The sequence below is a fragment of the Eggerthella sp. genome (assembly GCF_048329335.1).
GTDB classification, from domain to species: Bacteria; Actinomycetota; Coriobacteriia; order Coriobacteriales; family Eggerthellaceae; genus Eggerthella; species Eggerthella lenta.
This window is the reverse complement of the sequence record NZ_DBFEGU010000127.1, coordinates 1-2,642: the sequence shown is the minus strand read 5'-3', so window position 1 is coordinate 2,642 and position 2,642 is coordinate 1. Positions and strand designations below refer to the sequence as shown.

Below are 2,642 nucleotides of genomic sequence, written 5' to 3'. Positions count from 1 at the left end.
ACCAAATCACCGTGGGTCATCCACTACGACGGTTCCAGCTGCAACGGCTGCGACATCGAAGTGCTGGCCGCGCTGTGCCCCGGGTTCGATGTGGAGCGCTTCGGCATCATCAACACGGGCAACCCCAAGCACGCCGACATCTTCCTCGTCACGGGCAGCGTGAACGAGCAGAACATCGGCGTGGTCCAGGAGATCTACAACCAGATGGTCGAGCCGAAGGTGGTCATCGCGTGCGGCATCTGCGCATGCTCGGCCGGCATCTTCCACGACTGCTACAACGTGATCGGCGGCGTCGACCAGGCCATCCCCGTGGACGTGTACGCGCCCGGCTGTGCCGTGCGCCCCGAGGCCATCATCGATGCGGTCGTGCAGGGACTCGGTATCCTGGAAGAAAAATCGAAAGCCCTGCAGGCGCAAAAGAAAGGGGCGTGAGAAACGTGACCCTGCAATCGGAATTCATCCCGCTCACCATCGAGGGCCTGCCGGCGCTCGCAGCGGAAAAGAAGGCGGAAGGCGCGCGCTTCGTGCAGATGCTGTGCGTGAACACCGAGGAAGGCATCGATCTCGTATACTCGTTCATGAAGGACGGCGTGCTGACGAACCATGAGATCAAAGGCGTGAAGAAGGGCACGACCGTACCCAGCGTCACCGATCAGTTCCTGGCGGCGTTCGTGTTCGAGAACGAGGCGCACGATCTGTTCGGCGTGGACATCGAGGGCATCGCCATCGACTTCGGCGGCAACTTCTACGCGCTCGCGCAGAAAGAGCCCATGACCATCATCTCGCCGGAGCAGAAGGCGGCTCGCGAGAAGGCGAGGAAGGTGGCCGAGGCGAAAGCCGCCAAGGAGCGCGCTGCGAAGGCCGCGGAGGCCTCGTACGTGGCGAGCCATCCCGAGGCGAAGTCCAAGCCGACAGGCGACGTCATCAAGCCTTCGGGCTCCGATGACCTGGACGCGCGCCTGGCCGGCGTGGATCCCGAGAAGGTCGCCCGCGTCAAGGCGGCCATCGCCGCGAAGGCCAAGAAGGAGGCTGCGGCGAAGCAGGCGGCCGCCGATGAGAAGATCGCGAACCTCGACCCTGAGAAAGCAGCCAAGGTGAAGGCCGCTTTGGAAGCCAAGGCCGCGCGCGAAGCGGCGAAGACGGAAACAGAAAAGGAAGGTGAGTAGCATGGGAAAGGCGACCGTCATCCCGTTCGGCCCCCAACATCCGGTGCTGCCCGAGCCTTTGCACCTCGATCTCGTGGTGGAGGACGAGACCGTCATCGAGGCGGTTCCGCAGATCGGCTTCATCCACCGCGGCCTCGAGAAGCTCGTGGAGACGCGCGATTACAACCAGTTCATCTACGTGGCCGAGCGTATCTGCGGCATCTGCGCGTTCGGGCATTCCATGGGCTACGCCGAGACCGTCGAGAAGCTCATGGGCGTCGAGATCCCCGAGCGCGCCGAGTACCTGCGCGTCATCTGGCACGAGCTTTCGCGTATCCACTCCCACGTGCTGTGGATGGGACTCGCGGCCGACGCATTCGGTTTCGAGAGCCTGTTCATGCACTGCTGGCGCCTGCGCGAGCGCGTGCTCGACATCTTCGAGAAGACCACGGGCGGACGCGTCATTTTCTCGGTCGTCAAGGTGGGCGGCGTGGTCCGCGACATCGATGACGCGCAGTTCGCCGAGATGAAGCGCGTGCTGGAGGGCATCAAGGACGAATACCGCCAGCTGTGCAACGCGTTCCTCAAAGACAGCTCGGTGAAGAACCGCACCGTTGGCGTGGGCTATATCAGCCATGAGGATGCGCTGGCCCAGAGCATGGTGGGTCCGTTCGCGCGCGCCTCCAACGTGAACTACGATGCGCGCATGCTGGGCAACGGCGGCTACGGCTTCCTGTCCGACTTCCAGCCCATCCTCGACGGCCAAGGCGACTGCTACGCTCGCGTGAAGGTGCGCGCGCTCGAGGTGCTGCAGTCCATCGATATCATCGAGGAGATGATCGCCAAGATCCCCGCCGGCGACATCGCCGTCGACGTGAAGGGCTCCCCTGCGGCCGGTGCCGAGGCCGCCAACGTGGTGGAGCAGCCTCGCGGCGAATGCTACTACTATGCGCGCGGCAACGGGTCGAAGTTCCTCGACCGCATGCGCATGCGCACGCCGACGTCGCAGAACCTGGCCGGCATGGCCACGGCGCTCGCCGGGTGCGACCTGGCCGACGTCAACATGATCGTGCTCACCATCGACCCCTGCATCAGCTGCACGGAAAGGTAGGAGGACCATGGGAAGCTTCAAGCTGGGAAAAATGACCCTCGGGGGCCTGTTCAAGAAGCCCGAGACGCTCATGTACCCCGTCGAGACGAAAACCCCTCCCGCGGGTCTCAAGGGCCATGTGGTGAACGACGTTGACCGATGCATCCTGTGCGGCATCTGCCAGAAGCGCTGCCCCTGCGCCGCAATCGTAGTGGACAAGCCGGCGCGCACCTGGACCATCGACCGCTTCCGCTGCGTGCAGTGCGGCAGCTGCGTGCGCGAATGCCCGAAGGACTGCCTGACCATGGAGCCCACGTACACGCCGCCGGCGACGAGCAAGCACGTCGACTCCTTCGAGGTTCCGGAGACCAAGAAAACGGCGTAAGACGAGCTCCGTCGGAACTGCG

At 64.0% G+C, this 2,642-nt stretch carries 4 protein-coding genes; all 4 read left to right on the top strand.

All coding sequences use genetic code 11. From position 1 onward, the window contains the following. A partial coding sequence (locus ACMO6A_RS03940; RefSeq protein WP_418470811.1) for an NADH-quinone oxidoreductase subunit B family protein occupies positions 1–432 on the top strand: 432 nt, incomplete at its 5' end. Beyond that, entirely contained in the window at positions 429–1,166 is a 738-nt protein-coding gene (locus ACMO6A_RS03935) for an NADH-quinone oxidoreductase subunit C (RefSeq protein ID WP_015760640.1), read from the top strand. The genes ACMO6A_RS03940 and ACMO6A_RS03935, both read left to right, overlap by 4 nt. A gap of 1 nt (position 1,167) precedes the next feature. Beyond that, entirely contained in the window at positions 1,168–2,256 is a 1,089-nt protein-coding gene (locus ACMO6A_RS03930; RefSeq protein ID WP_009306982.1) for a nickel-dependent hydrogenase large subunit, read from the top strand. Positions 2,257–2,263: 7 nt separating this feature from the next. Further along, positions 2,264–2,620, top strand: a complete 357-nt coding sequence (locus ACMO6A_RS03925; RefSeq protein ID WP_009306983.1) for a 4Fe-4S binding protein — start codon at positions 2,264–2,266, stop codon at positions 2,618–2,620. Positions 2,621–2,642 lie beyond the last annotated feature (22 nt).